The sequence below is a fragment of the Kaistella palustris DSM 21579 genome (genome assembly GCF_000422265.1).
In the GTDB taxonomy this organism is placed as follows: Bacteria; Bacteroidota; Bacteroidia; order Flavobacteriales; family Weeksellaceae; genus Kaistella; species Kaistella palustris.
On sequence record NZ_AULL01000018.1, the window covers coordinates 81,814 to 107,033 of the forward strand.

General features: G+C 41.6%; 26 protein-coding genes and 1 tRNA gene. 19 read left to right on the forward strand and 8 right to left on the reverse strand.

The annotated features are described in order from the left end of the window. Window positions 1-42: 42 nt before the first annotated feature. Window positions 43-1,338 (reverse strand): tyrosine--tRNA ligase, encoded by a 1,296-nt coding sequence (gene tyrS, locus H562_RS0108745; protein ID WP_027377157.1) that lies wholly within the window; start codon window positions 1,336-1,338, stop codon window positions 43-45. Window positions 1,339-1,536: 198 nt separating this feature from the next. Here tyrS and H562_RS0108750 point away from each other — a divergent pair, with 198 nt between their 5' ends. Further along, window positions 1,537-2,460, forward strand: a complete 924-nt coding sequence (locus H562_RS0108750; protein ID WP_027377158.1) for a mechanosensitive ion channel family protein — start codon at window positions 1,537-1,539, stop codon at window positions 2,458-2,460. Window positions 2,461-2,609: 149 nt separating this feature from the next. On the opposite strand, the gene H562_RS0108755 is transcribed toward H562_RS0108750, so the two are convergent. Further along, window positions 2,610-2,930: a four-helix bundle copper-binding protein gene (locus tag H562_RS0108755; RefSeq protein WP_027377159.1), complete on the reverse strand. Its 321-nt coding sequence runs from the start codon at window positions 2,928-2,930 to the stop codon at window positions 2,610-2,612. Between the two features lie 349 nt (window positions 2,931-3,279). Between H562_RS0108755 and H562_RS0108760 the strand changes: the two genes are divergently transcribed. Next, entirely contained in the window at window positions 3,280-4,593 is a 1,314-nt protein-coding gene (locus H562_RS0108760; RefSeq protein ID WP_027377160.1) for a M16 family metallopeptidase, read from the forward strand. A gap of 6 nt (window positions 4,594-4,599) precedes the next feature. After that, window positions 4,600-6,648, forward strand: coding sequence for a M16 family metallopeptidase (locus H562_RS0108765; RefSeq protein ID WP_027377161.1), 2,049 nt, complete (start codon window positions 4,600-4,602; stop codon window positions 6,646-6,648). Window positions 6,649-6,734: 86 nt separating this feature from the next. On the opposite strand, the gene azu is transcribed toward H562_RS0108765, so the two are convergent. Further along, window positions 6,735-7,253 (reverse strand): azurin, encoded by a 519-nt coding sequence (gene azu / locus H562_RS0108770; RefSeq protein WP_027377162.1) that lies wholly within the window; start codon window positions 7,251-7,253, stop codon window positions 6,735-6,737. 287 nt (window positions 7,254-7,540) lie between these two features. On the opposite strand from azu, the gene H562_RS0108775 reads away from it, so the two are divergent. The 9 genes from H562_RS0108775 (at window position 7,541) to H562_RS15780 (ending at window position 15,955) form a co-directional block, all read left to right on the forward strand. Beyond that, entirely contained in the window at window positions 7,541-7,870 is a 330-nt protein-coding gene (locus H562_RS0108775; protein ID WP_027377163.1) for a single-stranded DNA-binding protein, read from the forward strand. Between the two features lie 74 nt (window positions 7,871-7,944). Continuing rightward, window positions 7,945-8,391 carry an HRDC domain-containing protein gene (locus tag H562_RS0108780; RefSeq protein ID WP_027377164.1) on the forward strand — a complete coding sequence of 149 codons (447 nt, stop codon included), beginning with the start codon at window positions 7,945-7,947 and terminating at the stop codon, window positions 8,389-8,391. A gap of 293 nt (window positions 8,392-8,684) precedes the next feature. Continuing rightward, the gene (hisS, locus tag H562_RS0108785; protein WP_027377165.1) at window positions 8,685-10,034 is read left to right on the forward strand and encodes a histidine--tRNA ligase; all 1,350 of its coding nucleotides are present in this window, start codon (window positions 8,685-8,687) and stop codon (window positions 10,032-10,034) included. A 242-nt stretch (window positions 10,035-10,276) separates the two neighbouring features. Next, a complete protein-coding gene (locus H562_RS0108790) occupies window positions 10,277-10,693 on the forward strand; it encodes an EamA family transporter (RefSeq protein ID WP_027377166.1) in 417 nt (138 codons plus the stop codon). 202 nt (window positions 10,694-10,895) lie between these two features. Beyond that, a tRNA-Ala gene (locus tag H562_RS0108795) sits at window positions 10,896-10,969 on the forward strand. 489 nt (window positions 10,970-11,458) lie between these two features. Then, entirely contained in the window at window positions 11,459-14,293 is a 2,835-nt protein-coding gene (uvrA, locus tag H562_RS0108800; protein WP_027377167.1) for an excinuclease ABC subunit UvrA, read from the forward strand. Window positions 14,294-14,327: 34 nt separating this feature from the next. After that, window positions 14,328-14,843: a DUF421 domain-containing protein gene (locus H562_RS0108805; RefSeq protein WP_027377168.1), complete on the forward strand. Its 516-nt coding sequence runs from the start codon at window positions 14,328-14,330 to the stop codon at window positions 14,841-14,843. A gap of 16 nt (window positions 14,844-14,859) precedes the next feature. After that, window positions 14,860-15,357: a GNAT family N-acetyltransferase gene (locus tag H562_RS0108810; protein ID WP_051190456.1), complete on the forward strand. Its 498-nt coding sequence runs from the start codon at window positions 14,860-14,862 to the stop codon at window positions 15,355-15,357. A gap of 76 nt (window positions 15,358-15,433) precedes the next feature. Beyond that, entirely contained in the window at window positions 15,434-15,955 is a 522-nt protein-coding gene (locus tag H562_RS15780) for a Ku family protein (protein ID WP_034690993.1), read from the forward strand. Window positions 15,956-16,008: 53 nt separating this feature from the next. Here the strand turns inward: H562_RS15780 and H562_RS0108825 are convergent, their stop codons facing one another. The 3 genes from H562_RS0108825 to H562_RS0108835 are packed head-to-tail and all read right to left on the reverse strand — an operon-like array spanning window position 16,009 to window position 17,212. Further along, the gene (locus H562_RS0108825; protein ID WP_027377170.1) at window positions 16,009-16,257 is read right to left on the reverse strand and encodes a DUF6952 family protein; all 249 of its coding nucleotides are present in this window, start codon (window positions 16,255-16,257) and stop codon (window positions 16,009-16,011) included. Continuing rightward, a complete protein-coding gene (locus H562_RS0108830) occupies window positions 16,257-16,565 on the reverse strand; it encodes a thioredoxin family protein (protein WP_027377171.1) in 309 nt (102 codons plus the stop codon). Before H562_RS0108830 ends, H562_RS0108825 begins: the two co-directional genes overlap by 1 nt. An 8-nt stretch (window positions 16,566-16,573) precedes the next feature. Further along, window positions 16,574-17,212, reverse strand: a complete 639-nt coding sequence (locus H562_RS0108835) for a peroxiredoxin (RefSeq protein ID WP_027377172.1) — start codon at window positions 17,210-17,212, stop codon at window positions 16,574-16,576. A 237-nt stretch (window positions 17,213-17,449) separates the two neighbouring features. On the opposite strand from H562_RS0108835, the gene H562_RS0108845 reads away from it, so the two are divergent. From H562_RS0108845 to murA, 4 genes are all read left to right on the forward strand, one after another. Further along, complete coding sequence (locus H562_RS0108845; protein ID WP_027377173.1) at window positions 17,450-17,932, forward strand: heme-binding domain-containing protein; 483 nt, start codon at window positions 17,450-17,452, stop codon at window positions 17,930-17,932. Between the two features lie 38 nt (window positions 17,933-17,970). After that, window positions 17,971-18,375, forward strand: a complete 405-nt coding sequence (locus H562_RS0108850) for a thiol-disulfide oxidoreductase DCC family protein (RefSeq protein WP_027377174.1) — start codon at window positions 17,971-17,973, stop codon at window positions 18,373-18,375. A 144-nt stretch (window positions 18,376-18,519) separates the two neighbouring features. Continuing rightward, window positions 18,520-19,170: a DUF4290 domain-containing protein gene (locus H562_RS0108855; RefSeq protein WP_027377175.1), complete on the forward strand. Its 651-nt coding sequence runs from the start codon at window positions 18,520-18,522 to the stop codon at window positions 19,168-19,170. Next, a complete protein-coding gene (gene murA / locus H562_RS0108860; RefSeq protein WP_027377176.1) occupies window positions 19,171-20,478 on the forward strand; it encodes a UDP-N-acetylglucosamine 1-carboxyvinyltransferase in 1,308 nt (435 codons plus the stop codon). 173 nt (window positions 20,479-20,651) lie between these two features. On the opposite strand, the gene H562_RS0108865 is transcribed toward murA, so the two are convergent. Then, complete coding sequence (locus H562_RS0108865; RefSeq protein ID WP_027377177.1) at window positions 20,652-21,206, reverse strand: LemA family protein; 555 nt, start codon at window positions 21,204-21,206, stop codon at window positions 20,652-20,654. Between the two features lie 193 nt (window positions 21,207-21,399). Between H562_RS0108865 and der the strand changes: the two genes are divergently transcribed. Continuing rightward, complete coding sequence (gene der / locus H562_RS0108870; protein WP_027377178.1) at window positions 21,400-22,707, forward strand: ribosome biogenesis GTPase Der; 1,308 nt, start codon at window positions 21,400-21,402, stop codon at window positions 22,705-22,707. A 384-nt stretch (window positions 22,708-23,091) separates the two neighbouring features. Beyond that, window positions 23,092-23,742, forward strand: coding sequence for a uracil phosphoribosyltransferase (upp, locus tag H562_RS0108875; RefSeq protein ID WP_027377179.1), 651 nt, complete (start codon window positions 23,092-23,094; stop codon window positions 23,740-23,742). 107 nt (window positions 23,743-23,849) lie between these two features. On the opposite strand, the gene H562_RS0108880 is transcribed toward upp, so the two are convergent. Further along, entirely contained in the window at window positions 23,850-24,503 is a 654-nt protein-coding gene (locus H562_RS0108880) for a ComF family protein (protein ID WP_027377180.1), read from the reverse strand. A gap of 184 nt (window positions 24,504-24,687) precedes the next feature. Between H562_RS0108880 and queD the strand changes: the two genes are divergently transcribed. Then, window positions 24,688-25,134, forward strand: a complete 447-nt coding sequence (gene queD, locus H562_RS0108885; RefSeq protein WP_027377181.1) for a 6-carboxytetrahydropterin synthase QueD — start codon at window positions 24,688-24,690, stop codon at window positions 25,132-25,134. Window positions 25,135-25,220 lie beyond the last annotated feature (86 nt).

The following is a 25,220-nucleotide window of genomic DNA, read 5'->3' on the forward strand; positions in this document are numbered from 1 at the left end:
TACTTTAGAGATAAAAACCGGTCATGCTGCAACTGGAAATCATTAAACCGCTTTTACAATAAAATAGTTTTTCTTGCCTTTCTGAAGTAATAAAAATTTACCGTCGATCAAATATTTTTCTGTTACTTCGAAAGTTTCGCTTACTTTTTCTTTATTAATGGAAATTGCATTGCTCACCAAATCCCGTTTAGCTTCACCTTTTGATTTCAGGAAACCCGATTTTTCGGAAATCAGATCGATCACATTACTTCCCAGCACCTCAGACTTCGACAGCTCTTTTTGTGGCACACCATCGAAAACTTCTAAGAAGGTAGCCTCATCCAGACTCACTAAATCTTCTGCAGTCGACCGCCCGAAAAGAATTTCCGAAGCTTTCACCGCTTTTTCATATTCTTCGCGGTTGTGAACCCAAACAGTAACCTCTTCTGCGAGTTTCTTTTGTAATTTTCTTTCGTGCGGTGCGGTTTTATGCTCATCAATAAGTGCTTCAATTTCTTCTTTGCTGAGAAAAGTGTAGAACTTTATAAACCGCTCGGCATCTTCATCAGTAGCATTAACCCAGAACTGGTAGAATTTATAGGGAGAAGTACGCTTCGCATCAAGCCAGTAATTTTCGCCGGCTTCTGATTTCCCAAACTTGGAGCCGTCGGCTTTTGTGATTAGCGGAACGGTTAACGCAAAAGCTTCACCCTGCACTTTTCTTCTGATGAGTTCTGTTCCTGTGGTAATATTTCCCCACTGATCGGAGCCGCCCATCTGCAGTTTTATATTTTTTGTTTTATAAAGATGTAAGAAATCATAACCCTGCAGCAACTGATAAGAAAATTCGGTAAAGCTCATGCCTTCCGCGCCGCCTTCGCCGGTGATTCTTTTTTTTACAGAATCCTTGGCCATCATATAATTTACGGTAATGTGTTTTCCGGTATCGCGAATGAAATCCAGGAAAGAAATTTCTTTCATCCAGTCGTAATTGTTCACCAGTTCTGCGCTGTTTTCTTCAGTACCATCGAAGTTTAAAAACCTGGATAACTGGCTTTTTAAGCAGTCCACATAATGGTTCAGCGTTTTCTCGTCCAGTGCGTTTCTTTCATTGGATTTTCCGGAAGGGTCTCCGATCATACCGGTTGCACCTCCAACCAAGGCGATAGGTTTATGGCCGTGCTGCTGATAATGTGCCAGAACTTTTATAGGAATTAAACTGCCGATATGCAGTGAATCTGCCGTGGGATCGAAACCGATATAGGCAGTCGTCATCTCTTTATTCAGTTGTTCATCGGTTCCGGGCATCATATCGGCAAAGAGGCCGCGCCATTTCAGTTCTTCAATAAAAGCATTCATTCGGTGCAAAATTTTAAACGGCAAAGGTAATGATTTGGGGTTGATTTTCGGAATGTTAATTGGTATAATAAGGATGGTTTCAGGTATGCAACTGATCTTTCACACGCAACCAGAGACATTTTCAGCGAAGTTTTTATAACTTTAAAAATGCTTTAAGAAGATGGTTTTTGCGCTGACTTTTAATAAATAAAATAATTTATGGATAAAAAAAATAACAGGAAATGGATCCTTATATACAGCGCTGCAGCGATCTTACTTATCGCCGTTTACTATCTTGTAAATCTGCCACTGTTCCGGTCTTGGGGCGATCTCGTACCTTTTCTGAGAAAGTTAAGTTTGAGTTTGTTTCTTATAGCCATCATCTACCTCATCAGTAAATTTGTAGAAAAACTCATCTACAGCCAAAACCATCTGGAGGGAGACCGCTACAACCTCCTGCGTATCGTGCGGTTTTTGGCGCTGGTTTTCAGTCTGATTGTTGCCGCATCTTTTCTTTTTCAAAATTTATATGCCGCGGCTGTAAGTTTTGGGCTGATATCACTGGTTTTGGGTTTTGCGCTTCAGGCGCCGATCTCGTCGTTTATTGCGTGGATTTATTTAATTCTGCGGCGTTCATATTTGGTAGGCGACCGAATTCAGATCAAGGATTTCCGGGGTGATGTGGTGGAGATCAATTATCTGGATACCTCAATTCTGGAATGTGCCGGCGATTACCTGGGAAATGACCGGCGCAGCGGACGAACGGTGCGTTTCCCAAACAGCTTGATTCTGCGTGAGGAAATCATTAATTATTCCGGTCCGCAGGTTCCCTTTATCTGGAATGAAACTGCCCTTCAAATTGCATACACCAGCGACATGCAGTTTGTAGAAGACTGTCTGTTGGAAGCCGCTCGAAAAGACTTTAAAGATAAATATCCGCGAATGGATATGCAGAAACACCGGCATTGGGAACCGTCTGTGTATTTCCGGAACAATGCTTATGCCTGGATGGAAGCGGTGGTCTCGTATCCAGTGCAACCGCGTGACACCACGGGTCGCCGAAACAGGATCCTGAAGTATGTGCTGCCAAAACTTAATGAAGCGCCTGACCGGGTTCAGTTTCCGGCCGGGGTTCAGCGGTGAGGAAATATTTGAAAAAAACTGGTACCGGCGACTTCCGTTTAAATGGAAAGTTTCGCATGGCTTTGTAATTAAAGTTTCTGTTGCGAAAACCTGAAGCCAACCTAAAAAATCTCCTGCTTTACCAGGAGATTTGCTTTTTTACAGTGGCGTTACGCCGCGTAAGCTTTGCATGCTTCTTCACATTTTCTGCAGGCTTCTGCGCATTTTTCACAGTGTTCGTGGTTGTGTTGTGCACATTCGTCGGCGCATTCTCTGCAGATTTTCTGGCATAGCTGTACAATTTCAGCAGCAGAAGAATAATCCATCGCCAGCAATTTTGCCGTTGTTGCACAAATTTCTGCGCAGATGATATCTGTGCGTATGCAGTTGGCCATCATTTTTACGTCATCTTCGCGCAAACACTCGCTGGCACAGTAATTACAGGCGGCAATGCAGGCATTTAGAGTTTCAATTAAATTCTGGTTTTTCATAACTGTACTTTTTTATGAATCTTAAAGTTAATAATTTTTTAAATATGTAAGTTTCACTGTGTTTTAAATGTTGTGTTACCGATAACTGAAAACTTCAGGTTGTGCAATATAATTTCGATTGTTAGGATAATTTCAAACGTGAAAAATATTCCAAAAAATATTCATTTAAAATGGTTTTTAATTTAGATCTCAGAGATGAAAACTTTAAAAAAAGAAAGGTTCCTGATCAGTGAGTGCCTAAAAATATGTAACCGAGCTGCGCGCTGCAAAAACCTGCTGAAAATTCGGCACGCTGTAACTTATCGCGCATTTACCGTACTTATCGCGTACAGAAATACTTTTAGAAATTATGATAAAAAAATCTTTTTCAGCTTTTGGCCTCCTGCTTTTAGGAGTTTTGTCACAGGCTCAGGAAATTAAATTTGAAGAATATGACCTGCCCAACGGCATGCATGTGATTCTGCATCAGGACAATAAGGCACCTGTGGTTACGACCGCGGTGATGTATCATGTGGGTGCAAAAGATGAAATTGCGAACAGAACCGGCTTTGCCCACTTTTTCGAACATCTGCTTTTTGAAGGTACGCCCAACATAAAACGTGGTGAATGGATGAAGATCGTGGGTGCGAACGGCGGCAGCAACAATGCGAATACCAGTGATGACCGCACTTATTATTACGAAACTTTCCCATCTAACAACTTACAGCTGGGATTGTGGATGGAGTCTGAGCGCTTAAGACATCCGGTCATCAATCAGATCGGCGTAGATACGCAGAATGAAGTGGTAAAAGAAGAAAAAAGACTTCGTGTAGACAACCAACCTTATGGCAATATTATGAAAGCCATTAAAATGGGTCTGTTCAAAAAGCATCCGTATAAAAGTACAACCATCGGCGAGATGGAAGATCTGGATTCGGCGACTTTAGATGAATTCAAAGCATTCTTTAAAAAATATTATATTCCGAACAATGCTACATTGGTTGTGGCGGGAGACATTGATCCTGCAGAAACCAAAAAAATGATCGAAACTTATTTTGGCAGTATTCCCAAAGGTGCGCCGATCGTAAGAAATTTTCCGCAGGAAGATCCGATAACCAGCGAAACTGTAATGACTTACACCGATCCGAACATTCAGCTGCCGGCGTATCTGTACACGTACCGGACGCCCGGCAACAAGACCCGCGACTCCAAAGTGCTGGATCTCGTTTCTGCGTATTTAAGCACGGGAAAATCTTCTGTGTTGTACAAAAAACTGGTTGATCAGGAGAAAAAAGCGCTGGAAGTTCAGGCCATTAATTTAGGGCAGGAGGATTACAGTGTATTCGCATTTTTCGCGATTCCTATGGGAAATACTACCGAAGCAACACTGCGGGCGGATATTGATGCTGAAGTGAAAAAACTTCAGACTACGCTGATCAGTGAAGAAGATTTCACAAAACTTCAGAACCAGTTCGAAAATCAGTTTGTAAACGCGAACTCCAGCATTCAGGGAATTGCAGGCTCGCTCGCAACTTACCATGTATTACAGGGCGATACCAATCTGATCAACAAAGAAATTGAGATCTACAGAAACATAACCCGTGAAGAAATCCGCGAGGCTGCGAAAAAATACCTGAACAGCAACCAGCGCGTAATCATTAACTATATACCGGAAAAAAAATAATTACTCATGAAAAGATCATTATATAGTATTGCCGCCGTATTTTTTATTTCTGGCTTTATCAGCGCGCAGGCAATCGACATTAATAAAATGCCGAAGCCGGGCCCAACGCCCACGGTAAATATTGCCACTCCCCAAACCTTTAAACTTAAAAACGGTTTAACGGTCATGGTAGTTGAAGACCACAAACTGCCGCGCGTAAACACGACTTTGACCTTTGATCACGCGCCGCTGGTGGAAGGCAGCAAAGCAGGTGTAAGTGGAATTATGGCGGATCTGTTAGGCAGCGGAACATCAAAAATAACGAAGGACGACTTTAATAAAAAAGTAGATTTCCTTGGTGCGTCCATCAATTACAGGGCTAACGGCGCTTCCGCGAATACGCTTTCAAAATATTATCCGGAAATCCTGAATCTGTTCGCTGCAGGAATTACCGATGCGCAATTCTCTGCTGATGAACTGAGCAAATCCAAGGAAAGAAGTATTGCCGGATTAAAATCTACAGAGCTTAGTGCGCAGGTCATCGGAAACCGGGTTTTTAATGCTTTGACCTACGGAAAAAATTCTGCTCCGGGTGAATTTGAAACCGAGACAACCTTGAACGCCATTACTTTAGCCGACGTGCAGGATTCTTACCGAAAGAACTATGCACCAAACAACGGATATTTGGTTGTAATTGGCGACGTGAAATATGCTGAGGTTAAAAAGCTGATGGAAAAAGCCTTCGCCGACTGGAAAAAATCTGATTACAAATTCGAACCACTTCAAAAGTTCAACAATTTAGCGCAAACTGAAATCGATGTGGTTGATGTGCCAAACGCTGCGCAGTCGGTTATTCTGTTGGGCAACTTGCACGACCTTAAAATGAAGGACCCCAAATATTTTGCAGCCACAACTGCGAATTATATTTTAGGTGGCGGCAGTCTGGAAACGCGGGTGAATATGAATCTTCGCGAGAAAAACGGGTTTACTTACGGAGCTTATACCAGTTTGGACACATCTAAATATGATTCTAATTTTGGTGGAACTGCAAATGTGCGCGGCGAGGTGACCGACAAAGCCATCAAAGAGTTTATGACGGAAATTAGAGGCATCAAAACCATTAAACCGGAAGAATTACACAACGCCAAAGAAAAACAGAAAGGCTCATTTATACTTTCACTGGAAAAACCGGAAACAGTTGCACGTTTTGCTTTGAATTTAATTACTCAGGATCTGCCGAAAGATTTCTATACCAATTACTTAAAATCGGTAGACGCGCTGACAGTGGATCAGGTACAAAAGGTTTCGGATGAATTCATTAAGCCAAATAATATGAGAATTTTCGTGGCCGGAAAAACCAGTCAGTTTGCAGATCAGCTCGCTACGTTGGGTTACCCGGTAAAGTACTTTGATGCGTATGCGAACCCGACTTCAAAACCGGAAGTAAAAAAAGTAGACGCGAATGTGACCGTGGCAAGCATTGCCGACAATTATCTGGCTGCCATCGGTGGCAAAGACAAGGTTTCCAAAATCACTTCAGTTACAAGTACTGCTGCTACGAAAATGCAGGGGATGGAACTGGGCATTAAAAACATCCGCGCACTGGGCGCTAAAGCAAACATGGAAGTTTCTATGATGGGTAATGTTGTGCAGAAAATGACCTACGACGGTACCAAAGGTTTTATGACAACCCAGGGAAACAAAATGGAAATGCCCGCGGAAATGCTGGCAGCGTACGCAAAAGAACAAAATATTTTCCCGGAGCTGGCTTTTGCTTCATCAAAAGATCTTGCGCTGGGCGGCATCGAAAAAATTGAAGGAGCGGACGCTTATGTGGTAAAATCCGGCGACACGACTTATTACTATGATGTAAAGACCGGTCTGAAAGTGGGCGAGATCAAAAAACAGAAAATGCAGGGCCAGGAAATTGAGGTGCCGACTTATTTCTCTAATTATAAGGAGGTGGACGGCGTAAAGTTTCCGTTTACCATTAAAGTAAATCAAATGGGCCAGGACATGCAGTTGGATGTGAAATCCTATGAACTGAACAAAGCGACTGCCGAAGATTTTAAATAAATAAAAGCAGCGGCAAACGAAAACGGCACTCTCAGGAGCGCCGTTTTTATTTTGTTATCCTGTTGCAGGACAAATAAATGCTGTAATTAGTTTACGTTGAATTTTCCTTTCATCACAGAATAGTGTCCAGGGAAAGAACAAAGGAAATCATAAGAACCTTTTTCCGGTGCCGGGAAGGTGATAGTTGTAGACTGTCCACCGCCGATCAGATCTGTATGCGCAATAATTGAACTGGTATCCGTTGGGATATAACCGTTCTCTTTATTTTTTGCAGCTTCTTCTTCAAATTTAGTCAGGTCTGTTCCTTGTTTCAACAGTGTAAAATTGTGTCCCATTGCTTCCACAGGCATCGTACCTGTATGGTTAAGCGTTAACACTACGGTTTGACCTTCCTGCACGTTAAGTTCTGTTTGGTCATACTGCATTTTGTCGTTTGCGTTCAGGGTTATTTTAATGGTGTCCTGTTTTGCAGCGCTATCATCAGCCACAGTGGCTTCCGGTGTATCGGCAGCAACCACAGTTTCTTTTTTGTCTGAACATGACGTGAACACAGCCCCACTTACTGCAAGGGCAAAAAACATTGATTTAAAATTTAAATTTGTCATTTTTAATATAATTTTCTACAAAGTTAGCCATATTGTTCTAAGCAGTCAAATTTTTGGGCATTTAATTAAGACAAATATATCTTATTTAAAATTATCTCGGTTAAAAATGCGCTTCCATCGTTAATAACGAATTGTTTTTCAGTTATATAAGCGTTGCAAACGACTACAAACGATATTAAACAATTCTTTACCGACTAAATTTTACAAACCGATGAACCTTTGCAGCAGAGATTCGGGGAAAAATCAGTGAGACCCGTTTCTAATGTTTAATAATAAAATTTAAAGTCATGTCACTAAGAAACAAAGTTACCCTTATCGGTAGAACAGGCAAAGATGTCGAAATCGTGAAATTCGAAAACGGAAAAATCGCGAAAGTAAGTTTGGCAACCACCGACCATTATACAAATGGTCTTGGTGAGAAAGTGGAGGAAACACAATGGCACAATTTAACTGCGAACGGAAAGATTGCAGATATAATGGAGAAATATGTGGATAAAGGAAAGGAGATCGCTGTAGAAGGTAAAATTGTATACCGAAATTACGAAGATAAGGAAGGTATAAAGCGATATTCTACAGATATCAGGGTAGATCAGCTCGTACTCCTGAGCGGCAAATAACGGAACGCAGCGCCGGCATGTATTTTCAGTTCAGGTCGGCCTGCTTTTTTTAATGTTAATAAAAACACCAAATTATGAAAACAAAAATTTTTAAAATCCGTCTTTCAGAAGAATATATTCACACAGATCAAAAGCTTCTGGACCGTTTCTTACAGGAAAACAGCATTCTGAAATATGAAACAGCCTTTGTAAAAGATGAAGAAAATTACTGGTCGGTAATTCTTTATTATGAAGAGTTGAAAGTCCAGTTCAATGAAGGTAAACCCGAAAAATACAGTGCTGAACAGGAACAGTTGAGTTCCGACGAAATAAAGATCCTCGACTGTCTCAAATTATGGCGTACCGAAAAAGCTCGGGAAAAAAGTCTGCCGGTTTATTTGATTGCCACCAATAAAGAGCTTTTCTCCATCGCCAAATATAAACCGGTCAAAAAGGAGGAACTCCGCGACATCAAAGGTTTTGGTAAATTTAAAATCGAAAATTATGGCGAAGAGATTATCGAAATTCTGGAAACTGTGTAGTTTTATTCTTGCACGTTACCGCTGATTTCTCGCACAAATCTTAAACTTATTGTTTTTGAAGACTGTTATAGTTGCTCAACTACGAATCGATCGCAATAAATTTATATTTTAAATGCATTCACTTTGCAGCTGAATTCTAGAATGCCATTTAGCTTTCTGTTCATAAATGGTTAGGCGGCCCTGTAACCTGTGCTGACCTAAGGTGCAAATCCTTAACAATTCCGTATTTTTGCGTTTTGTCCGGGATACGGAATCTTAGGACCCAGTTTCAGTACATCAAAGCATTTATAAATATGAAGCCCAGTTTAGCGAAAGGAACCCGAGATTTCTCTGCGCAGGAAGTTTCCCGCAGGAAATTCATTATCAATATATTACAGAAAAATTTTGAACTTTTCGGCTTCCAGCCTTTGGAGACACCAAGTTTCGAAAATCTCTCGACGCTGACCGGCAAATATGGTGAGGAAGGAGATCGCCTGATATTTAAAATATTGAATTCCGGCGATTACGCCTCCAAAACAAATGATGAGGACTGGAGCGCTAAAAACTCGCAGAAACTGATTACACAGATCTCGGAAAAAGCCCTGCGGTATGATCTTACCGTGCCATTTGCAAGATACGTCGCCATGAATCAGGGACAGTTGGTTTTCCCGTTCAAGCGCTACCAGATTCAGCCTGTGTGGCGTGCTGACCGCCCGCAGAAAGGGCGCTTCCGTGAATTTTATCAGTGTGATGCCGATGTGGTAGGAAGCGAAAGTTTATGGCAGGAAGTGGAGTTGATACAGCTTTATCTGAAATCATTTGCCGATCTGAACATTCCGGTGACGCTTCACCTAAACAACCGGAAAATCCTTACCGGCCTGGCTGAGATTGCAGGAATTCCGGATCAGGTCGTCGACTTCACCGTTGCACTGGATAAGTTGGATAAGGTCGGTAAAGAAGGTGTGGTAAAAGAGTTATTAGAAAAAAATATTTCGCAGAACTCGATTGATCAACTTGATTTCCTTTTTGAACAGAATAAAAATACTCTTGAAAATATTACCCAGCTTAAAGAGAAATTCCTGGGGAACAAGATCGGAACTGCAGGAGTTGAAGAACTGGAATTTGTAGTAAAAAACTGTCTGGAACTGGGGATTACACCTGAATCGTTAAAATTTGATGTTACTTTGGCCCGCGGTCTGGACTATTACACCGGAGCCATTTTCGAAGTCAAAGCCACAAACGTTGCCATGGGTTCCATTGGCGGCGGTGGGAGATACAATAATCTCACCGAGGTTTTCGGCGTAAAAAATATTCCGGGAATCGGGATTTCTTTTGGTCTCGACCGAATTTATCTGGTGATGGAAGAACTCGGGTTATTCCCGGAGGAAGCGCTCTCTTCCATTGAATATCTTTTTGCAAATTATGGCGAAACTGAATCTTTGGCAGCGCTGAAGGTTATCGCGCAACTTCGTACGAAAGGAATTTCTGCCGAACTTTATCCCGAAGCTGCCAAACTGAAGAAACAGTTTACGTATGCCGAAAGAAAAGGTATTAAAAACCTGGTTTTCCTTGGAGAGCAGGAAATTTCTGAAGGAAAAATTACCGTTAAGAATTTGAAAACGGGCGAACAGATTACGCAGACAACTGAAGAGTTTCTTCGCTAAGCAGGAATTAACCTTGTCAAGAGTGAGTCAGTGAAATTGAAAGAATACCTTTCGTCTGATGTAAAAGCGATTATCTTTAAACTTTGCTAAGTGAAATCGAAAATTCGACGAGTCAAACGCTTTGGCGTCCAAAAAAAAGGCACGAATACACGTTGTAGGGAATTAAATCGCTGCGTTTTTGTGTTTAAATTTTTTGTATAAATAACAGTCGTGCACTGTAAGATCATTGATTACTCATAATCATGTGGTGGATTTACGCTTTACTTTCCGCAGTTTTTGCGGCACTAACCGCGATTTTTGCGAAAGTCGGCGTAGAAAATGTCAATTCAAATTTAGCGACTGCCATTCGAACAGTTGTTGTATTAGTCATGATTTGGATGATTGTTTTCTTTCGGAATGAGTATAAATCAATCGGCGAATTATCTTCCCGAAATTGGATTTTTCTCACCATCTCAGGATTTGCAACCGGACTTTCGTGGATCTTCTATTTTAAAGCCTTGCAAATGGGCGAAGTTTCAAAAGTCGCGGGAATCGACAAACTCAGCCTGGCTTTAACAATCATATTCGCCGTCGTATTTTTGGGCGAAACTTTAACGTGGAAAACTGCAGTGGGAGCTGTATTAATCATCGCGGGAACTGTATTTTTAATCTGGAAATAACATTCATATTAACCGATGAATGAGGAAAATTTCCTCAAAGATCCAAGGTCACGCGCCGCTTTATCTTGAATTTTTCTAAATACATTACAATCCACTAATCTTAATTGTAAAAAAAATCCTTCGCCACCTGTTTCACTGAAACAAAAATTTTCGTAACATTGCAATTCTAAAATCCAGAATTTAATCCGGAATTTTAGAAAACGGGGGATTAGCTCATCTGGCTAGAGCGTTTGACTGGCAGTCAAGAGGTGGTCGGTTCGATCCCGATATCCTCCACAACCACTTATCATCGGGTAAGTGGTTTTTTTATATCTTATAATGTTTCCGCAAGTTTCGCCATCAGATTTTTTTGGGCGCACATTTCCACCCTCCGTTCCCAATCTTTTTTGTGCTTTCTGATGAAAGCACAAAAAAGGATTTCCACTCAGGGTGGGGCGCGATTTACGGTTTGTGCGGTTAACTGTGTTTATGGAAAGAGATCCTGTAAAATAAATCTTCTTTTAGAATTCCCACCATTTGATTAATTTCCAGGTTAACCATTCCGAAACCCTGATGTTTTCTTTCCTGAACTCCAGGACTCCGTTAGGAGGTATTTTTATCTGTCGCGCAATACTACAACATTAAGAAAACTGATTAAATATCGGCGTACTCTTTTTCTCATTTTCAACTCTTTAATTAAAAGCAGAAAGTCTTTTCCATTTCAGATTGGTTTAAAAATTGCGTATTTTTGTAAAATTCCGAAAATTCAAAATTCGGTACTTATCTATGACTGATCCCAAAGAATATATCGAGGTTTACGGCGCCCGTGAACACAATTTAAAAAACATTAACGTAAAGATTCCCCGCAACGAACTTGTGGTAATTACCGGTATTTCCGGCAGTGGGAAATCATCCCTGGCTTTCGATACCATTTTTGCCGAAGGACAAAGGCGTTACATTGAAACCTTCTCTGCTTACGCCCGCCAGTTCCTCGGCGGCTTGGAGCGGCCGGATGTGGACAAGATCGATGGACTTTCGCCGGTAATCGCTATAGAGCAGAAAACCACAAATAAAAATCCACGTTCCACCGTGGGAACAGTGACAGAACTGTACGACTTTCTGCGTCTTCTCTTCGCCCGGGTTTCCGATGCGTATTCCTCAACGACCGGTAAAAAACTGGTGAGTTATACCGAAGATCAGATCCTGGAAACCATCAAGGAAAACTATAAAACCGAAAAGATCATGCTGCTGGCTCCTGTTGTCCGTTCCCGGAAAGGCCATTACCACGAACTTTTTATACAGATGGCCAAAAAAGGTTACGGTCAGGCACGGATCGACGGTGAACTTCAGGATATTGAATATGATCTGAAACTCGACCGCTACAAAACCCACGATATCGATATCGTGATCGACCGCTGGATCATGGGCGAAAACGCTTCCGAAAACCGCATGGAAAAATCGATGAAAACGGCACTTCAAATGGGTGAAGGACTCATCGGGATTCAAAAGCTCGGCAGTACGGAAATTGAATACTTCTCGAAAAATCTGATGGATGCCGAAACGGGACATTCGCTTGCATTGCCGGAGCCCAACAGCTTTTCCTTTAATTCACCCAAAGGCAGTTGCCCTTACTGTAAAGGTTTGGGAACGGTAAAAAAAGTAAATACAGATTACTTTGTAGAGAATCCAAAACTATCGATCAATCAGGGAGCTTTAAAACCTTTAGAGGATCTTAAATCAAACAAATGGATCCTCGGCCAGATCAAAAATATTCTGGAGATCTTTGGTTTGGGTTTAGCGACTCCGTTTAAAGATATTCCACAGGAAGCACTCGAATATATTTACGATGGCTGCCACAGGGAATTTAATAAAGATCTGAAATATGCCGGCATAACCAAAAAGATAAAAGTGAGTTTCGATGGCCTTGTGCCGATCATAAACGATATGATCGAAGAGAGGGAAAGCTACGACGCAATTCTGCTCGAGCGGCATTTTACAACTGAAGAGACCTGCCCCGAATGTAAAGGGACACGCCTTCAGCCTTCAAGTTTAAGTTTCAAAATTGACGGTAAAAATATTGCAGAGATCAACGCTTTGCCTTTATTGGAACTGAAAGAATGGCTGATTGATATCGAAGACAAGTTCAGTCCGAAAAATAAAATAATTGCCCACGAAATACTGAAAGAGATTAAAACCCGGCTCCAGTTTCTGCTTGATGTAGGACTGGAGTATCTGAGTCTGAGCCGCAGTTCGCGCACGCTTTCAGGAGGGGAATCCCAGCGGATCCGCCTCGCGACACAAATCGGCTCGCAACTTGTAAATGTGCTCTATATTTTAGATGAACCGTCGATCGGCCTGCACCAGCGGGACAATGAGCGGCTGATCCGTTCGCTGAAAAATTTGCGGGATATAGGCAATTCTGTGATTGTAGTGGAGCACGATAAAGATATGATTCTGGAAGCTGATGAGGTTTTAGATATTGGTCCCCGTGCAGGGAAATTCGGCGGCGAAGTGCTTTGGCAGGGTACGCCAACCGAACTGTTAAAAGCCGAAACCATTACTGCAGATTATATTACAGGCAAACGCCGTATTGAAGTTCCCGCGCAGCGCCGCGAAGGAAGCGGAAAATGTATCGTTTTGAAAGGTGCCACAGGAAATAACCTGAAAAATGTTACCGTAGAAATTCCGTTGGGTAAACTCGTGGTTGTAACCGGGCTCTCCGGCAGCGGAAAATCATCCCTGATCAACGGCACACTGTATCCGATCCTTAACCGGTATTTCTACAGAAGTGTGCAGGAACCTTTACCCTATAAAAAGATCGAAGGCATTGATAACATCGACAAAATTGTAGATGTGGATCAAACGCCAATCGGTCGCACACCGCGCTCAAATCCCACTACATATACGGGAATGTTCACGGATATCCGGAACCTGTTTGCCGAACTTCCCGAATCAAAAATTCGCGGTTATAAGGCGGGTAGATTTTCCTTTAATGTAAAAGGCGGCCGCTGTGAAACCTGTCAGGGTGGTGGGCTGAAGGTGATTGAAATGAATTTTCTTCCTGATGTCTACGTGCATTGCGAAACCTGCAACGGCAAACGGTTCAACCGCGAAACGCTTGAAGTTCGCTACAAAGGAAAATCTATTTCCGATGTACTGGAAATGACGATTGATGAAGCAACAGAATTTTTTCAGCCGATCCCCAAAATTTATATGCGTGTAAAGACGATGCAGGATGTAGGTTTAGGTTATATCACTTTAGGCCAGCAAAGTACCACGCTGAGTGGAGGTGAGGCGCAGAGAATTAAACTTGCGGCAGAACTGTCGAAAAGGCAAACCGGCAATACGCTTTATATTTTAGATGAACCGACCACAGGCCTCCACTTTGAGGATGTAAAGATTCTGATGGAAGCAATAAACAAGCTAGTAGATCTGGGTAATTCATTTATCATTATCGAACATAATCTGGACGTTATAAAAATGGCAGATCATATTATAGATATTGGTCCGGAAGGTGGTAAACATGGCGGCGAAATCGTAGCGAAAGGAACACCCGAAACCGTGGCGAAATCGAAAAAAAGTCTGACTGCCAAATTCCTGAAACGCGAACTCGAAAGTTAATATTCACTTTTTGAACCTCGATTTACAATAAACCATGGAACCGTTACTTGAAATCAGTATACGCAGCCTTGCGGTATATCTTTTTATGATTTTCGCCCTGCGGATCTTTGGCAAAAACCAGCTTTCGCAGCTCAATGCTGCAGATGTGATCTTGCTGCTATTGATTTCGAATGCGGTTCAGAATGCAATGGTCGGACCTGATACATCGCTCCAGGGCGGATTGGTGGCGGCCGGCATTTTATTTGTCGCCAACATGGTGCTGAAAAAGTTGATGTTTCGAAGTAAAAAAATCCAGAATCTGATCGAAGCTCAGCCGGAGATTCTGGTAAAAGACGGTATTGTTGACCTGCAGCTGATGAAAAAAGCCGAGATCACGGTGGATGAGCTTATTGAAACGATTCATGAGCACGGTCTGGAAAACGTAGAAAACGTAAGGCTTGCAATTCTAGAGTTTGATGGAAACATCAGCATTATATCCGAAAACGAAAATCATCAGACCAATTATTCGCATCATAAAAAGAAATTTCCAAGAAAATCGCATCATCTTTAATTAAAATAAGACAGGAATGAACTACGAAATCCGGCCCATGTTATCTTCGGATATCAAAAGGGTGATTGAAATTTTTGAAGAAGGAATTGCAGGTGGCAATGCGACCTTCGATCCACGCGCTCCCTCGGCGGACGAGTGGGAGCAGAAATATGTGAAATCCTGCCGCTGGGTTCTGGAAGATGAAACCGATGAAATAGTGGGTTGGGCCGCACTGCAACCTGTCAGCAATCGCGAATGCTTTCGCGGCGTGGCTGAAGTGAGTATTTATTTAACGGCAGATGTGCAGGGAAAAGGACTGGGCGCCATGCTTTTAAAAAAATTGATTACCGATAGTGAAGAACAAAATTTCTGGACCTTGCAGGCGGGGATTTTTCCTGAAAACCAGGCGAGCATTTCGGTACACAAAAAACTTGGATTCCGTCTCGTCGGGAACCGTGAAAAAATCGGGCAGATGAATGGGCGCTGGCGCGATATCGCTTTTTTGGAACGCAGAAGCAAAACGGTTGGTTTGTAACTTGCTGATATTCAGTGGTTATTTATTTTTTGGCATCATCATTGAGATAGATTAGGTAACCTTTAATATCAATACAATGAAAAACGCATTTAAAATACTCACGCTTTCTGGATTAGGATTTGTACTGACTTCCTGTGGAGCGGCCAACGATCCTTACGGAAGCAATTATCCAAATAACTACCCCGCAAGTTACCCAAGCAACGGATCGGTGTACAGAACTGCAGACGGTACTATTTACAGACCGGGAGAAATCTACCGCGACAGAAACGGTAATGTATACCAAAATGGCCAGGTAATTCGCAGAGATAATACTTATGGCAGACCGGGAGTTATCAGCCGAAATACAAACACCGTCTATTATCCGACCGCAAAAGCGCGGCGGCTGCCGCCGGGACAGGCAAAAAAAATCTACGGCGGAAACGCAAGAGATTACGCACCTGGTCAGGTTAAAAAAAGAAATAACAACAGTTACGACGGCCGATATCTAAAAAAAGATGACGACCGTAATTATAATAAAAACGGTGACCGGAAATTTGAAAAAGATAACAGAAAGAAAGGGTTTAAAAACCGAACTGGCAAGCGCAACAGTGATGACTGATCACAAAAAAAGCGGGATATTTAAATTCCCGCTTTTTCTTTGCTTATTAAGACTTACTTATCAATAGATCCCAACACCTTTTGGGCAAAACCGTTCAATGCATCACGTTCTGCCATACCGGTTTTCACGCTTGCGTGTACTTCGAGCGCGCCGCAAATATTGGTGATCAGTTCGCCGGCAACATTCAGATCTTCTTCAGTGGTTCCGCGGAATTCTGAAAAGGCTTCCAGAACTTCCAGCGTAGCCTCCAGATTTTCGGGAGTTTGCGTTTGATAAAGTTGTCTGATGATAGGTAATTTCATTATTTCAGTTCATTAAAAAGTTCAGTGAGGCTTTCTGCCTTATTTGTCTGCACCTGATTCAAAAGTTCACCGTTCTTAAAAACCGCAAAAGTTGGTAAGTTGTCTACCTTTGCAAGTTTGCGGCTTTCAGGTAACTTCTCGGCATCTACGTAATAGAAAGGGATCTCGTCGTTTTCTACCGCCAGTTTTTTGAATTTGGGTTTCATAATTCTGCAGTTTCCACACCATGTTGCACCATACTGTACCACAACCTTGGGGTTGCTGCTTACAATGTCCTGCAAAGTGTCTTCTGCCAGTTCAGTATACATAATCCTTTTTAGTTTTGGTGGTTTGATAGATATTCGGCTGTGGATTCCCGGTTCGCTTTCATCGCATCTTTACCTTCTTCCCAGTTTGCGGGACAAACTTCGCCGTGTTTCTGCACGTGCGTATATGCATCGATCAGTCTAAGATATTCTTTTACGTTTCTGCCCAGTGGCATATCATTTACAGATTCGTGGAAGATCTTTCCGGTCTCATCGATCAGATAAGTGGCGCGGTAAGTTACGTTGGAACCTGTATAATTCTCGTTTCCTTCTTCATCGTATTCAAAATCCTGATCTACAATTCCAAGGATATTTGCAAGCTGTCTGTGCGTATCAGCAAGGATCGGGTAAGTTACACCCTCGATGCCTCCGTTGTCTTTTGGTGTATTTAACCAGGCAAAATGTACTTCGTTGGAGTCGCAAGATGCACCGATAATTTTAGTATTTCTTTTTTCAAATTCCGGCAAAGCCTCCTGAAATGCGTGAAGTTCCGTAGGGCATACAAAAGTGAAATCGTTAGGATACCAGAAGAGAAGAATCTTCTGCTCGTTTTTAGTGCTCTCTTCAAAGATGTTAATTTTTAAATCGTCACCCATTTCGCTCATGGCGTCGATGGCTACATTTGGGAATTTTTTTCCTACTAATGACATAATATTGTTGTTTTTAAAATTTCTTATGCAAAGATAGCAAGCCTTCATCAATCACGAAAGCATTATCGATTTATAAAATCTATTGTGGTAAAATGTGCGATTTTCTGAAAATGGAATTTTATCATTTAAAAGAGAAGATTTTAATTACCCTTTATATGCGGTTTAAAAAGCCGGCGATTTTATATTTAATTCCGCAAACCGGTTTTATTTGTAACTTCACGCTGTAAATTATTTTTTATGAAAAAAATTCTCCTGATCTTACTGGTTGCATTTATCCTGATTCAGTTTTTCCAGATCGATAAAAATAATCCGGCTCCCACGCCGCAGCTCGATTTTTTAAAAATTAAAGATACGCCGGAAAGTACCGCAAATTTAATTAGAAATGGTTGCTATGACTGCCACAGCAATGAAAGTAAATATCCCTGGTACGCTAATTTGCAACCGGTAGGCTGGTTTTTGAAAGATCATATTGAAGAAGGACGCAAAGAATTAAATTTTTCAACCTTTGCTACGAATCCAGCCAAAAGGCAGGCACATAAGCTTTCTGAAGTGCAGGAAATGATTGAAAATGGCAAAATGCCTTTGGATTCCTACGTCTTGGGACATCCGGAAGCCAAGTTTTCAGCGGCTCAGAAACAGGAGATCATTCAGTATTTTAAACTTATTGAAGCCGATATCCGCCGCAGCCACAATTTACCGCCCGATGCAAAGAAGAAATAACTTAATAACCAGGTTCATACTTGCAGAAAATATTTAAAATGACAGATTCCTCAAAATATTATGTCTTCTACGATGGCGACTGTGGTTTCTGTAATCATTGGGTGGAGTGGATCCTGAAAAATGACCGGAATGATCAGTTTCTTTTTGCCTCGCTACAATCAGATTTTGGCCAAAATTTCCTCAATGATCGCAACCTTGAGGCCGGAAATTTAAGCACCCTTTATCTTTGGAAACCGAAATCATTTTACTTTAAAAAATCCCAGGCGGTCTTTGCGATTGCAAGAATTCTGGGTGGCAAGTTTGCGGTCCTTGGGAATCTCAACTTCTTTCCGCGCTTTTTAACGGATGCTGTATATGATTTGGTGGCTGCCAACCGCCAGAAACTTTACACCCAGAAATGTTTTCTTCCGAATGAAAAACAGAAATCGAAATTCGTGGCGTAGAATTTCAGCATTTGCAACCTGCATATTTAAACAATATTTTCGTTTTGGTACTTATTTTGTGACTTGCCTTCACTTCTCTTTTGGGGAAGAATGCGCACATCAGCACACCCAAAATACACCGAACAAATTCTTATATTTGCACCCATGGAATACAATACCCAAAGAACACACCTTCACCTGCCGGAGTATGGCAGAATTATACAGCAGTTGGTAGAGCGCTGCAAAGAGCTCGAAACCAAAGAAGAACGCAACGAAATGGCTTTGGCGATTGTTGATTTTATGGGTCAGCGCAATCCGCAACTCCGCGACGAAGAAAATTACAAGCATAAACTCTGGGACCATCTTTATATTCTCGCGAATTACGATCTGGATGTGGATTCACCTTATCCCTTCCCGACGGAAGAGGAACTGCACGTAAAACCTTCGCGCATGGAATATCCAAAGCTGCAGGGCGATTTTAAATTCTACGGCAAAAGTATTCTGCAGCTCATCGACAAGGCGATTGAACTGGAAAGCGGTGACGAAAAAGATGCGCTGATTCAGGTTATCGCCAATAACATGAAGAAATCTTATAATGTGTATAATAAAGAACACGTACAGGATGAAGTTATTTTCCGCCACCTGAAGGATCTTTCCCAGAACCGCCTGGATCTTACAGGTTTGGATTCACTGGAAAAAAGTAAAATTTATTACGCTACTAACCGCAATAACAAGAACAATCCGAAAAATAATCAAAGCCAGAATGCCCAAAATAAAAAACGGAATTTCCACACCAATAATAAAAACCGAAAGTAAATGAACGGTACTTTTAAAATAAAAGGCGGTAAACGTTTACACGGTGAAATTACGCCACAAGGTGCAAAAAATGAGGCACTGCAGATCATTTGTGCAGTTCTGCTGACCGAAGATATAGTTCGGATCAAGAATATTCCGGATATCCACGATGTCAACAGACTGATAGAGATTCTGGGCGACTTTGGTGTAAAGGTGACTAAAAATGGACATGGCGATTACAGCTTTCAGGCAGATGAAGTCAACTTCAACTATTTAAAATCCGACGAATTTAAAAAAGACGGTGCCAGACTGCGCGGTTCTGTAATGCTTCTTGGGCCAATGCTTGCGCGCTTCGGCGAAGCCTATATGCCTACACCGGGCGGCGATAAAATCGGTCGCCGACGGTTGGATACTCATTTTCAGGGTCTTGTAGAACTCGGTGCTGAATTTCATTATGATGAGAAAGAATCCTATTATTCCTTTAAAGCAAAAAATCTGCAGGGCAAATTTATTTTGCTTGAGGAAGCTTCTGTAACAGGCACGGCAAATATCGTGATGGCGGCGGCTCTTGCAAAAGGAAAAACGCGGATTTATAATGCGGCATGCGAACCTTATCTGCAGCAGCTTTGTAAAATGCTGAACCGCATGGGTGCAAAGATCACGGGAATCGGCTCCAATCTGTTAACGGTGGAAGGTGTTGAAAAACTAGGCGGTACCGAACATACGATGTTACCCGATATGGTTGAGATCGGATCCTGGATTGGTTTAGCTGCCATGACGAAATCGGAGATCACCATTAAAAATGTAAACTGGAACGAACTTGGCGTCATTCCCAATACTTTCAGAAAACTTGGAATCGACCTTGAACAGCGCGGCGATGATATTTACATTCCGGCGCAGGAGAATTATAAAATCCAGAAATTTATCGACGGTTCGATATTAACCGTTTCAGATGCGCCCTGGCCGGGCTTTACGCCGGATCTGCTTTCGATCGTTCTGGTAGTAGCGAGCCAGGCTAAGGGAACTGTCCTGGTGCACCAGAAAATGTTTGAAAGCCGACTGTTCTTTGTGGATAAGCTTATTGATATGGGTGCGCAGATCATTCTCTGTGATCCACACCGGGCCACAATTGTTGGACTTAATCACGAATATCCGCTGCGCGGAACGAGTATGGTTTCACCTGATATCCGAGCGGGAATTGCGATGTTGATCGCGGCACTTTCTGCCGAAGGAACCTCTGTAATACAAAATATAGAACAGATCGACCGCGGTTACGAAAATATCGACGGGCGTTTACGAGCTTTGGGCGCCGATATTGAAAGAATTTAAAATTTTTCATCTACAAATAAATGTCCTGATTATTCGGGACATTTTTTTTGGCAGCCAATACTGCCACGGAAAATCTCATTTTTCATGGTAAAGACTGATACTCTCGATCGCCATTAAGCCAGTCCTAAAGTGAAATTAAGGACGTAACAGTAAAGTGAAAGAATTGGGTTGTGTCAGAACCTTACATTCGGTAAAGCGCGTTCTGCAATATTATCGAGTTCGAAAAAATTTACTTTTTCGAATTTATACATATTGGCAATGGAGTTGCTTGGAAACGTCTGCACTAGGATGTTGTTTTCCCGCACAGTTCCGTTGTAATATTTGCGGAAGTTTGCAATATCATTTTCCAAAGCCGCAAGTTCTGCCTGTAGTTGCAGGAAGTTGGTATTGGCCTTCAAGTCCGGGTAATGTTCTGCTACAGCATTCAGATTCATCATCGCCTGATCCAGGTTTTTTTCGGCGGCTTCTTTTTCCTGCAAAGTATGGGCATTCATGGCAGCAGCGCGTGCGCGGTTGACACTGTCGAATGTTTCGGTCTCGTGAGGGGCATAGCTTTTTACAGTTTCTACCAGGCTGTGAATCAGGTCATGTCGTTTTTTCAGCATGACATCAATACTGCTCCATGCTTCGTGAACAAGGGTTCGGAGTTTTACCAGCCTGTTGTAAATTGAAATTGGGTAAAACAATACAACGGCAAAAATTGCCAGAATCATTAATAGTATCATCATTTTGTGTTTTGGTTATTATGTATCTACAAAATACCTCAGTTGAAGCGTCCTTTTTTTTCATCGTCGCGTTCAACTAACTCAAAGTTACAAATATTCCCTAATAAATCGCCTGCAAAAAACTATCTTTGCAAAAATTTTTGGGCTCGAAAAGTTCGAGTAACCCATTAATAATAATGTTATTAAACAAAATTTTATGTCGAATATCGTGGCTATTGTAGGCCGTCCCAATGTGGGAAAATCAACCCTTTTTAACCGTTTTCTTGAGAGAAGAGAAGCTATTGTAGATTCCACTGCCGGTGTGACCAGAGACCGCCATTACGGCAAATCCGACTGGAATGGCGTGGAGTTTACCGTTATAGATACCGGTGGTTATGAAGTGAATTCCGAAGATGTTTTTCAGGAAGAAATTACAAAGCAGGTTGAATTGGCTGTAGATGAAGCTACTTCTATTATATTTATGCTTAATGTGGAGGAAGGCCTGACGGATACGGATATCGAGATCCACGAACTGTTGCGCCGCTCCAACAAGCCCGTCTATATTGTGATCAATAAAGTGGATTCTGCCAAAGAGGAACTGGCGGCCACAGAATTTTACCAACTGGGAATTTCAAAATATTACACCATGTCTTCGGCAACAGGCTCGGGAACAGGAGAATTGCTGGATGATATTGTGAAGGATTTTCCGACTACCGAATACAAAGATCCTTTCGAAGGTTTACCGAAAATTACCATTGCCGGGAGACCGAACGTGGGCAAATCAACATTAACCAACGCACTTTTAGACAAAGAACAGAATATCGTGACCGATGTTGCGGGTACCACCCGGGATTCAATCCAGACTTTGTATAATAAATTTGGGCACGAGTTTGTTCTGGTTGATACGGCCGGCATGCGCCGTAAAGCGAAAGTGAAAGAAGATCTGGAGTTTTATTCGGTAATGCGTTCTGTACGTTCAATCGAGTATTCTGATGTAGTGATCATTATGGTTGATGCCACTTTGGGTTGGGAATCGCAGGACATGAATATTTTTGGCCTGGCTCAGAAAAACCGTAAAGGAATAGTGATCGTGGTGAATAAATGGGATCTTGTGGAAAAAGAAACCAATACCACACGGGATTTTGAAGCGCAGATCAAGGAAAGGATCGGTCAGTTTACAGATATTCCCATTCTTTTTGTCTCGGCACTAACGAAGCAGAGAATTCTGAAAACAGTAGAAGTCGCCATGGAAGTTTATGCGAACAGGGCAAAGAAAATCAAAACATCAAAACTTAATGAAGTCATGCTGCCGGTTTTCGAAAACACACCGCCGCCCGCGCTGAAAGGGAAATATGTAAAGATCAAATATTGTGTGCAGCTCCCTACGCCAAGCCCGCAGTTTGTATTTTTCTGTAATCTGCCGCAATATGTGAAGGAGCCTTACAAAAGATTTGCCGAGAACCAACTTCGTAAACATTTCGGTTTTACCGGAGTTCCTATTGAAGTTTATTTCCGCCAAAAGTAACCTGATCTAATGGTTTGTTGATTCGAGTTTGTGGATTTAATGATGTAATTTTATAAAGCGGAACCTCTGTCGCGAAAATATACCTGAAACCTAGAGCGCAGAAAGTAGAGCAGATGTCATTGATAAATTAAAAATTGCAGACAAAAAGGCAAAGGAATCTGAATATTGGCTTTTGTTTTGCGAAAAGGCTCCAAGTTTATCCTTTTAAAGATGATTTAAAAACTGAAGTTATTAAGCAGTCAGAAACTTTATCAAAAATTATATCTACCGCAAAGCTCATTTAATAGATTGAAAAATATAACCTTATTAACACATCACCAATTATAACATTCCCCAGCACCAAATAACCAACTCATCACATCATCTAATTATCACATCAATATTATGATTACTGTTCTTTCTGACAATTTTTCTCTCGTAAACACCTGGATCAATGAGCTTCGAAATGTAGACATACAAAATGACCGCCTGCGGTTCCGCCGTAATATGGAACGTATTGGCGAGATCGCGGCTTTTGAGATCAGCAAAAGTCTTGAACAGAAAGAAATTGAAATTTCCACACCTTTAGATAAGATAAAAGTTCAGGAAGTTGCTGTACAACCTGTAATCACCACGATCCTCAGAGCGGGAGTTCCTTTATTTCAGGGGATCCTCAATTACCTCGACAAGGCCGACTGTGGTTTTGTGGCGGCATACCGGAAACATGATGCCAATGATTATTTCTCCATCAAGCAGGACTACCTGACCTGTCCTAATATCGACGGAAGACCTTTGATTGTCGCAGATCCAATGCTGGCAACCGGCGCAAGTCTCATCGAGGCGATCAAAGATCTATTGAACCACGGCAAACCCACACAACTTCATATTGTGGCAGCAATTGCTTCTCAACAGGGCGTGGATACCATTCAAAAGGAATATCCGGAAGCTAAAATCTGGGTAGGTGTAATCGATGAAAAACTGACTTCAAAGGGATATATCACGCCTGGGCTAGGCGATGCCGGCGATTTATCTTACGGTGAAAAACTGCAGCAGTAACGCTTTTAAAAATCAAAAAATTATCCTTCTTTTCAGAGGGTTTTTTTTCAATAAATGTGAATAATAGTAAACCAAAATCTAAGATCTAAAAATCTCATCTCCGGAAATCAGTCCATCGCCATGACCAAAACACTCACTTTATTATTTCCCGATTTCAGGAGTTCCCATGCCACAGCACTCATAGTATTGCCGGTTGTTAGCACGTCATCAACGATCAGCACGTGCTTTCCTGTGATTCTCTGCGTATTGGAAAACAGGTTTTCATTAAAATTCCTTTGCGCTTTGTTTTTCTTAGCCTGTGCTTTTTTGTAAAAATTTCTTTTGATGAGTGTATGTGAACATGGAATTTTAAGTTGTTCCGAGAGTGTATCTGCAAATAAATGAAGCTGATTATAGCCTCTTTCTTTTAATTTTTTCTGATGAAGAGGAACGGTAATCAACATGTCAGGTTTCAAGTCGGCAAAATCTACCCTTTCGATTGTCCAGTTTGCCAGTATTTTTCCGATTTTCTCGCGCCTGCCGTACTTCAGCTGATGGATTATCTTTTGGCTCAGACTTTCCTCTTCAAATTCCATTAAGGCACAGGCTTTATCCACAGGAAAAAGCAAGCGGCAACGTTCAGTAAGTAAATTACTTGCAGAAAACTTGAAATGTGTAAAATGGATCTGATCGAAACACAGATTACAAACCACTTCATCGGGCTCAGTAATGCGGCTGCACGCAAGGCAGCGGTTAGGGAAAAGTAAGTCGACCAAAAACATACTCCATTTGTTTACAGAAAGTTACTGTTAAATTTAAAAAAAATTTTCAGATTAAGAAAAAGCCTTTTTGCCCAAAAATATAATTTCAGAGCAGCCTGTTATTATCTCGTCAAAACACGTCTGCAGGAAAACTCATTTTACGGTACACTTTAACATTCGGCTTCAAAAATCTTATCTTTGCGGCATGATACGTATTACCAAGATCTTTACTTTTGAAACGGCGCACGTTCTTTACAATTACGATGGCAAATGCAAAAATATGCACGGGCATTCCTATAAACTCTTTGTTACTGTAAAAGGAAATCCCATCAACGACCTGGATGATCAAAAGAACGGAATGGTGGTAGATTTCGGTGATATCAAGAAAATTGTAAAGTCGCAGATCACCGAAGTTTGGGACCATGCGGTTTTGGTCAATGGCGTTTCGCCGCACCGTGAACTGGGTCAGGATTTGGAGGATAAAGGACACAAAGTGATCTTCTGTAACTACCAGCCGACCTGCGAAAATATGTTATACGAAATTGCTGACAAGATTAAAAAACATCTTCCCGGGAACGTTTCTCTGGCTTACCTAAAACTTCATGAAACTGAAAACTCTTACGGTGAATGGTTCGCAGAGGACCAGGTTTAATGTCGTAAATTGAAGATGTGGAAATTTGAAGCTCGTAAATTTTAATCTGCCGTTCCTATGATCATTTTTAGTAATTTATAGAACTT

Bases quoted from the DNA above. Each gene is read 5' to 3' on its own strand.
- H562_RS0108855 (WP_027377175.1), top strand. From the start codon at position 18,520: ATGGAATACAATACCCAAAGAACACACCTTCACCTGCCGGAGTATGGC.
- H562_RS0108880 (WP_027377180.1), bottom strand. From the start codon at position 24,503: ATGTTTTTGGTCGACTTACTTTTCCCTAACCGCTGCCTTGCGTGCAGC.
- H562_RS0108755 (WP_027377159.1), bottom strand. From the start codon at position 2,930: ATGAAAAACCAGAATTTAATTGAAACTCTAAATGCCTGCATTGCCGCC.
- upp (WP_027377179.1), top strand. From the start codon at position 23,092: ATGATTACTGTTCTTTCTGACAATTTTTCTCTCGTAAACACCTGGATC.
- tyrS (WP_027377157.1), bottom strand. From the start codon at position 1,338: ATGAATGCTTTTATTGAAGAACTGAAATGGCGCGGCCTCTTTGCCGAT.
- H562_RS0108825 (WP_027377170.1), bottom strand. From the start codon at position 16,257: ATGAAATTACCTATCATCAGACAACTTTATCAAACGCAAACTCCCGAA.
- H562_RS0108780 (WP_027377164.1), top strand. From the start codon at position 7,945: ATGAAAACAAAAATTTTTAAAATCCGTCTTTCAGAAGAATATATTCAC.
- queD (WP_027377181.1), top strand. From the start codon at position 24,688: ATGATACGTATTACCAAGATCTTTACTTTTGAAACGGCGCACGTTCTT.
- H562_RS0108810 (WP_051190456.1), top strand. From the start codon at position 14,860: ATGAACTACGAAATCCGGCCCATGTTATCTTCGGATATCAAAAGGGTG.
- murA (WP_027377176.1), top strand. From the start codon at position 19,171: ATGAACGGTACTTTTAAAATAAAAGGCGGTAAACGTTTACACGGTGAA.
- H562_RS0108850 (WP_027377174.1), top strand. From the start codon at position 17,971: ATGACAGATTCCTCAAAATATTATGTCTTCTACGATGGCGACTGTGGT.
- H562_RS0108790 (WP_027377166.1), top strand. From the start codon at position 10,277: ATGTGGTGGATTTACGCTTTACTTTCCGCAGTTTTTGCGGCACTAACC.
- H562_RS0108845 (WP_027377173.1), top strand. From the start codon at position 17,450: ATGAAAAAAATTCTCCTGATCTTACTGGTTGCATTTATCCTGATTCAG.
- hisS (WP_027377165.1), top strand. From the start codon at position 8,685: ATGAAGCCCAGTTTAGCGAAAGGAACCCGAGATTTCTCTGCGCAGGAA.
- H562_RS0108765 (WP_027377161.1), top strand. From the start codon at position 4,600: ATGAAAAGATCATTATATAGTATTGCCGCCGTATTTTTTATTTCTGGC.
- H562_RS0108835 (WP_027377172.1), bottom strand. From the start codon at position 17,212: ATGTCATTAGTAGGAAAAAAATTCCCAAATGTAGCCATCGACGCCATG.
- H562_RS0108865 (WP_027377177.1), bottom strand. From the start codon at position 21,206: ATGATGATACTATTAATGATTCTGGCAATTTTTGCCGTTGTATTGTTT.
- uvrA (WP_027377167.1), top strand. From the start codon at position 11,459: ATGACTGATCCCAAAGAATATATCGAGGTTTACGGCGCCCGTGAACAC.
- azu (WP_027377162.1), bottom strand. From the start codon at position 7,253: ATGACAAATTTAAATTTTAAATCAATGTTTTTTGCCCTTGCAGTAAGT.
- H562_RS0108805 (WP_027377168.1), top strand. From the start codon at position 14,328: ATGGAACCGTTACTTGAAATCAGTATACGCAGCCTTGCGGTATATCTT.
- H562_RS0108750 (WP_027377158.1), top strand. From the start codon at position 1,537: ATGGATAAAAAAAATAACAGGAAATGGATCCTTATATACAGCGCTGCA.
- H562_RS0108830 (WP_027377171.1), bottom strand. From the start codon at position 16,565: ATGTATACTGAACTGGCAGAAGACACTTTGCAGGACATTGTAAGCAGC.
- H562_RS15780 (WP_034690993.1), top strand. From the start codon at position 15,434: ATGAAAAACGCATTTAAAATACTCACGCTTTCTGGATTAGGATTTGTA.
- H562_RS0108760 (WP_027377160.1), top strand. From the start codon at position 3,280: ATGATAAAAAAATCTTTTTCAGCTTTTGGCCTCCTGCTTTTAGGAGTT.
- H562_RS0108775 (WP_027377163.1), top strand. From the start codon at position 7,541: ATGTCACTAAGAAACAAAGTTACCCTTATCGGTAGAACAGGCAAAGAT.
- der (WP_027377178.1), top strand. From the start codon at position 21,400: ATGTCGAATATCGTGGCTATTGTAGGCCGTCCCAATGTGGGAAAATCA.